The sequence below is a fragment of the Thermodesulfobacteriota bacterium genome, from assembly GCA_036482575.1.
Classification (GTDB): domain Bacteria; phylum Desulfobacterota; class GWC2-55-46; order GWC2-55-46; family JAUVFY01; genus JAZGJJ01.
The window spans coordinates 1-6957 of sequence record JAZGJJ010000146.1 but is presented as its reverse complement, the minus strand read 5'-3'; the positions used below and the strand labels follow the sequence as shown (position 1 = coordinate 6957).

4 protein-coding genes and 1 pseudogene are annotated in these 6957 nt (G+C 60.7%); all 5 read left to right on the top strand.

What is annotated here, in order from left to right:
* Window positions 1-62: 62 nt before the first annotated feature.
* Window positions 63-2797 (top strand): annotated as a pseudogene (gene secA / locus V3W31_06450) (preprotein translocase subunit SecA).
* Window positions 2798-2800: 3 nt separating this feature from the next.
* Window positions 2801-4003 carry a bifunctional glutamate N-acetyltransferase/amino-acid acetyltransferase ArgJ gene (argJ, locus tag V3W31_06445; GenBank protein ID MEE9614579.1) on the top strand — a complete coding sequence of 401 codons (1203 nt, stop codon included), beginning with the start codon at window positions 2801-2803 and terminating at the stop codon, window positions 4001-4003.
* Window positions 4004-4097: 94 nt separating this feature from the next.
* Window positions 4098-4520 carry a HEPN domain-containing protein gene (locus V3W31_06440; protein MEE9614578.1) on the top strand — a complete coding sequence of 141 codons (423 nt, stop codon included), beginning with the start codon at window positions 4098-4100 and terminating at the stop codon, window positions 4518-4520.
* A gap of 54 nt (window positions 4521-4574) precedes the next feature.
* Window positions 4575-5354, top strand: coding sequence for a prepilin peptidase (locus tag V3W31_06435; protein MEE9614577.1), 780 nt, complete (start codon window positions 4575-4577; stop codon window positions 5352-5354).
* Window positions 5342-6910: an ATP-binding protein gene (locus tag V3W31_06430; GenBank protein ID MEE9614576.1), complete on the top strand. Its 1569-nt coding sequence runs from the start codon at window positions 5342-5344 to the stop codon at window positions 6908-6910. Before V3W31_06435 ends, V3W31_06430 begins: the two co-directional genes overlap by 13 nt.
* Window positions 6911-6957: the final 47 nt, after the last annotated feature.

Sequence of the window (6957 nt, the reverse complement as noted above, 5' to 3'; positions counted from 1 at the left end):
ATGCTAAGATGCCGCAATTAAACTCGGATTTCGATAGTGTCGAAGGTGCCGCCCACTAAACCATGATTACCGACGTATTCAAGAAAGTATTCGGGAGCAGGAACGAGCGTCAGATCAAGAGGATAGGTCCGCTCGTCGAGAAGATAAACGCGCTCGAGCCCCGGATGCAGGAGCTTCCCGACGAGGGGTTCAAGGCCCTTACCGTCGAGCTGAAGGAGCGGCTTGCCACCGGCGAGACCCTCGAAGGCATCCTTCCCGAGGTTTTCGCCGCGGTAAGGGAGGTCGCCAGAAGAAAGCTCGACATGCGCCACTTCGACGTGCAGCTCATCGGCGGGGTGGTGCTCCATGAGGGGAAGATAACGGAGATGAAGACCGGCGAGGGGAAAACACTCGTCGCCACGCTCCCGTTGTGCCTTAACGCCCTTACGGGCAAGGGCGCGCACCTGGTCACCGTAAACGATTACCTCGCGAAGAGGGACGCCCGCTGGATGGGGCCGATATTCCACACCATGGGCCTCTCTGTCGGGGTCATCCAGCACGAGGCGAGCTTCCACTACGACCCCGACTTCATCGGCGAAGACGACAGCCTCTACCAACTGAGCCCCGTAACCAGGAAGGAAGCCTACGGGGCCGACATAACCTACGGCACCAATAATGAGTTCGGCTTCGATTACCTCCGCGACAACATGAAGTTCACCCTCGATGAGTACGTCCAGAGGGAGCACAACTACGCCATAGTGGACGAGGTGGACTCGATCCTGATAGACGAGGCACGCACCCCGCTCATCATCTCCGGCCCCACCGAGGACTCGACCGATAAGTACTACACGATAGACAGGGTCATACCTGGGCTCAAGAAGGAGGAGCACTACACCATAGACGAGAAGGCAAAGCAGGTGCACTTTACCGAAGACGGGGTGTCGAAGATAGAGGACCTCTTGAAGGTGGACAACCTCTACGACCCCCGTAACATGGAGACCCTCCACCACGTGAACCAGGCCCTTAAGGCCCACGCCCTCTTCCAGCGGGACGTGGACTACGTCGTGAAGGACGGGAAGGTGATCATAGTGGACGAGTTCACCGGGCGGCTCATGAGTGGCCGGCGCTGGAGCGACGGGCTCCACCAGGCCGTCGAGGCCAAGGAGAAGGTCAATATCGAAAGCGAGAACCAGACCCTTGCCTCCATAACTTTCCAGAACTACTTCCGCATGTACGGCAAGCTCGCCGGCATGACCGGCACCGCGGACACCGAGGCCGCGGAGTTCAACTCCATATACAACCTCGAGGTCATGGTCATACCCACCAACAAGCCCATGATAAGGGATGACTACCCCGACCTCATCTACAAGACCGAGAAGGAGAAGTTCAGGGCCGTCATAGAGGAGATAAAGGAGTGGCAGGCGAAGGGGAGGCCGGTGCTCGTGGGCACCATATCCATAGATAACTCCGAGAGGCTGTCGAGCCTGCTCTCGAAGCAGGGCGTAAAGCACAACGTCTTGAACGCCAAGCAGCACGAGCGGGAGGCCGATATAGTGGCCCAGGCCGGCAGGGTCGGGGCGACCACGCTTTCCACCAACATGGCCGGCAGGGGAACCGACATAGTGCTCGGCGGGAACCCCGAGGCCATGGCCGCCGTAAAGGCCGGACACGACGACACGACCGAGGCGTACAGGGAGGCGTTCGAGGCCGCCCGTAAGATATGCGAGAAGGAGAGAGAAGAAGTGCTCGCCCTCGGTGGACTCCATATAATAGGCACCGAGAGGCACGAGTCCAGAAGGATAGACAACCAGCTCCGCGGCCGTTCAGGAAGGCAGGGCGACCCGGGCGCCTCCAGGTTCTACCTGTCGCTCGAGGACGACCTCATGCGCATATTCGGGAGCGACAGGATATCGGCGGTAATGGACAAGCTCGGCATGGAGGAGGGCGTGCCCATAGTGCACAAGCTCGTCAGTAAGGCCATAGAGGGCGCGCAGAAGAAGGTGGAAGCCCATAACTTCGACATAAGAAAACACCTCCTCGAGTACGACGACGTGATGAACCAGCAGAGGCAGGTCGTATACGAGTACCGGCGTCAGACGCTCGCCCAGGAGGGGTTGAGGGAGATGGTCGGGGAGTTCATGGCCGAAGTCGCCCAGGGGACCGTGCTTACCCACATCGAGGAGAAGTCCCACCCCGAGGACTGGGACAAGAAGACGCTGGGGGATACCCTCTCAAAACAGTTCGGTCTTGATCTCGACGATGAGGTCAAGAATGCGGCCGACAGGGAGGCGCTGGTGGAGGCGGTAAGCACCAGCGCCTGGGAGCGCTACGAGCAAAAGGCCATGGACGTGGGGGATGAGCCCATGAGCCACATAGAGAAGATAATGATGCTCCAGACGATCGATAATCTCTGGAAGGACCATCTCTTGAGCATGGACCACCTGAAGAGCGGCATAGGGCTCCGCGGCTACGGCCAGAAGAACCCGCTCCACGAGTACAAGCGCGAGGGCTACGGCCTCTTCGAGGAGATGATACACAGGATGAAGAGTGAGGTGGTCGAAAGGCTCACCAACGTCCGTATAGAGAAGGAGGCGGCGGCCTCGGCGGTGGCCTCGCTCGGGCCCATGAGGAGCGCGCAGAGGACGATGCTCGGTCGCGGTGAGGGGGTAGGGCTTCCAGCCGCACAGGCGGGCGGTGGAGGCGGCGGGGGGGGGACGCAAAGCCGGTTACGGTCAAGCGCGCGGGAGAGAAGGTGGGAAGGAACGACCCGTGTCCGTGCGGGAGCGGGAAGAAGTACAAGAAGTGCTGCGGGAAGTAAACCATGGCCAAGAGGACCGTTAAAGCTTTTGCCGTCCCCGGGTTCCACGCCTCGGGCATCGCCTCCGGCATAAAGAGGCGGGGTAAGCTGGACCTCGCCCTTATGGTAAGCGACGTACCGGCCTCCGTGGCCGGGGTCTTCACCACCAACCGCGTCAAGGCCGCGCCGGTCCTCGTCGACAGGAAGAGGGTCAGGTCCGGTGTGTCGAGGGGAGTAATAGTAAATAGCGGCTGCGCCAACGTCAGCGTGGGAAGGCGCGGCCTGGTGGACGCCGAAAAGATGACCGCTTCCGTGGAGAGCGGCCTCTCGCTCGGGAAGGGAGAGGCCCTTGTCTGCTCCACCGGACTTATAGGCGGGCCGCTGCCAATAGAGAAGATTGAGGCCGCCGTGCCGCGTCTTATTAAAGGCCTGAGCCCCACGGGCTGGCACGACGCGGCCCGCGCCATAATGACCACCGACTCGTTCCCGAAGCTCCACAGGGTGAAGGGAAGGGTGGGCGGAAAGAGCGTTACGCTCCTCGGCGTTGCCAAGGGCGCCGGCATGATATGCCCGGAGATGGCCACCATGCTGGCCTTCTTCATGACCGACGCCGCCGTTCCCTCCAAACTCCTCTCAAAGGCCCTTCTGTCCTCGACCGAACAATCGTTTAACAGGATAAGCGTGGATAACGGCATGTCCACCAACGATACGGCCCTTATATTCGCAAACGGCATGAGCGGCGGAAGGCCCGTAAAGTCCGGCACCGGCGACTTCAAGACGTTTTCGAAGATGCTGGACGAGGTCTCTTTAGAGCTCGCCCACATGATGGTAAGGGACGGCGAGGGGGCCACGAAGTTTATCGAACTCGACGTCAGGGGGGCCGCGACCGCCGGTGAGGCACGCACGGCCGCAAGGGCTCTTGCGGGCTCCCTTCTGGTAAAGACCGCGTTCTTCGGCTCGGACCCTAACTGGGGAAGGATAATGGCCGCGCTCGGCAGCGCGGGCGTCAGGATGAGGGAGGATAAGGTGGACATCTCGTTTAACGGCGTACGGGTGGCAAGGCGGGGGCGGGGGGACGCCGGTAATGAGAGGAAGGCGGCCAGGGCCATAAGGAAGAGGGATATAGTCGTTACGGTGAATCTCAATATGGGGAAAGGCGCCTATAAGCTCTGGACTACCGACCTCTCCAGCGACTACGTGAAACTTAATTCCGTCTATCGGAGTTGATATTAGATGCCGTGATGCGTTAAAAGATTTTTCCTTTTCCGCATCACGCATCACGCATCACGCACACGCATCACGGTTTTAATAGGAGGCCCTTATGGAGGTCATGGCAAAGGAGGCGATGAGGTGGCTCAGGCAGGCCGAGTACGACTTGAAGGCCGCCGAGTGGAACCAGGAGGGGGGCTTCCACGCGCCCGCGTGTTTCTGGGCGCAGCAGGCAGCGGCCAAGGGTTTGAGGGCATATCTCTTTTTCATGAAAGAGGACGCGCGCGAGACACGCTCGGTGGTGGACCTCCTTCAAAGGGCCATAACCTATGAGGAGGGTTTCAAGGAGTTCGTCGGCGCCTCCGGCAGGCTGGACATCTACTATAAGAGTTCTCGCTTTCCCGACGCCATCCCCGGCGGCATACCGGCCGAGGTCATAACCGAAAGGGATTCCCGGGAGGCCGTAAGGCAGGCCTCGGACATACTGGCGCTCTCGGAGGCGAAGAGGAAGGACTATGTGCCGGAGACGTTCTGAGCGTCAGGCGGCCGCAGGGGCGGCGGGGAAGGGGGAGAGGGGGGGTGAGCCCAATTGCCTGAGGTCTTGATATATATAGCCGTAGCGGCGTTCGGGGCTTCCATAGGAAGTTTTCTGAACGTCTGCATACACCGTATCCCCCTTAAAGAGTCCGTGGTGTCGCCGGGCTCGAGGTGTCCTTCCTGCAAAGAGCCCATACGTTCCTACGATAATATTCCCGTCATAAGCTACCTCCTGCTCCTGGGCAGGTGCCGCAACTGCGGGGTCCGCATATCGGCCGAGTACCCGATGGTCGAAGCGCTCACCGCGTTTTTCGCCGTGGCGCTCTACGCGCGTTTCGGGCTCTCCCCGGATTTTTTCGTTTACGCCCTCCTCGTCTCTTCCCTTCTGGTCATAACCTTCATAGACCTGCACCTGAGGATAATACCGGATCTGATAAGTCTTCCGGGCATACCCGTGGGCTTTGCCTGTTCGTTTTTCCTGGTGGAGCCGGGGGTGGTTAACTCGCTTATCGGGATAGTGGCCGGCGGCGGTGGGCTTCTGGCCGTGGCCCTGTGTTACCTCTGGGCCACGGGCAAGGACGGCATGGGCGGCGGGGACATAAAGCTCATGGCGATGCTGGGGGCGTTCCTCGGGTGGAAGGGCGTGCTCCTTACGATATTCATAGGCTCGTTCGCCGGGGCGGTTATAGGCGGCGGGCTCATGCTCTTCTTCGGCAAGAGCAGCAAGTATGCCGTGCCCTTCGGCCCCTTTCTGGCGCTGGGGGCCGTAGTCCACCTCTTTTTCGGCGAGGAGATTATAAGGATGTATCTCTCCGGGGCATGGCGCCTGTGACGAGGACTCTCGGCATACGCAGCCACCTTGTGGCGGGGATAGTGATAACGACCGTTACCGCCATAGGGCTTATCGGGCTCCTGAGCATAAAGATGGTCGAGGGCAACGCCGTGGTAGGCAAGGTGAGGGAGGCCGATACCACCGCGAGGCTCGTCCGGGCCGTGGTCTTCAAGTCCCCCGGGGGAGGCTACAGGGCACGGGAGGTGAGAGGTATAATGGGCGACCTCGGTATACGGAACTATGTGGTCACCGACCGTTCCGGCAGGGTTCTCGCAAAAGGGGGGAAGATGTCCGCCGCCGTGGGGGGTGGGGGGGGCGGGGAGGTGCTTTTCTTCGAGCAGGGTATAAAGGTACGCAGGATAGGCCAACGCTCCTTTACCTCGCCCGGGGAGGGACTCCTCGTCTCGGCCGGCCCGGCCAGGGGCATCGGAGGGGGGAGGGTGGAGTTTACCATGAGCATGGCCGGCATAGCCGCGGACCTCGTCGGTATGCGCAAGATGCTTATTACCTATGCCGTGGTGGACTCGCTTATCATAATAGCTCTTGGCGTGTACTTCCTCTCCCGCGCCATTACCGGACCGATAAAGAAGCTCGAGGCCACGGCCACCCGCGTTGCCGGGGGGAGCTTTGGTGACAGGGCCGAGGTGCAGGTGGATAACGAGATAGGCCGGCTTGCCACGGCCTTGAACACCATGGGCGAGAGGCTCGAAGAGGAGATAAGGAGGCTCGGGGAGGTCAACCGGGAGTTGGTGGAAACCCAGGATGAGCTCTTGCGCTCCTCGACGCTGGCCGCGGTGGGCAGGCTTGCCGCCGGGCTGGCCCACGAGGTCGGCAACCCGCTCGGGGCCGTAAGCGGCTATCTGGACATACTCAAAAGCGGCGCTTCCGACAAGGAGGAAGAAGAGGAGATACTGGAGAGGGCCGGGAAAGAGGTCGACAGGATAAACGCGATAGTCAGGGAGTTCCTCGACGCCTCGAGGCCCTCGAAGGGGCCGCCCCGCGAGGTTGATGTAAACGCCGTGGTAAAAGAGTGCGTCTCATCACTGGCCCACCACAGCGGCTTCAAGGGTATAAAGACGGATATAAGGTTGAAAGACGACATCCCTCCTGTTACTATAGACGAGGGTAAGCTCAGGCAGGTCTTTATGAACCTCCTCTTGAACGCGGCCGAGGCCATGGGGGAGGCCGGAACCGCCGCGGTCAGGACCGTGACGGTGGAGACAGGTATTGTGGACGCATCCTCGGGCGAGATGAGGAAGGGGGGCAGGCGCAGGTACGACCCGCCGGCCGTCCGCGACGACGAGACGAGGACCTTCGCGTACGCGAGCTTCAGGGACACGGGCCCCGGCATAAGCGCGGAGGACGCGGCCAGGTTGTTCGAGCCGTTTTTCACCACCAAGAGCCCGGGCAGAGGAACGGGCCTGGGGCTCTTCGTCTCCGAGGGGATTATAAAGACATACGGGGGGAGGATAGAGGTCGAATCAGTGCCGGGTGAGGGGGCGGAGTTCAAGGTGCTGTTGCCCGCGGGAGAGAGGGATGAGGATACTGGTAGTTGACGACGAAGAGAGCATGCGCCACATGCTCTCGGTGATGCTCAAGAAGG

Coding starts and splice junctions, on each gene's coding strand:
- V3W31_06430 (MEE9614576.1), top strand. CDS start 5,342: ATGGCGCCTGTGACGAGGACTCTCGGCATACGCAGCCACCTTGTGGCG.
- argJ (MEE9614579.1), top strand. CDS start 2,801: ATGGCCAAGAGGACCGTTAAAGCTTTTGCCGTCCCCGGGTTCCACGCC.
- V3W31_06440 (MEE9614578.1), top strand. CDS start 4,098: ATGGAGGTCATGGCAAAGGAGGCGATGAGGTGGCTCAGGCAGGCCGAG.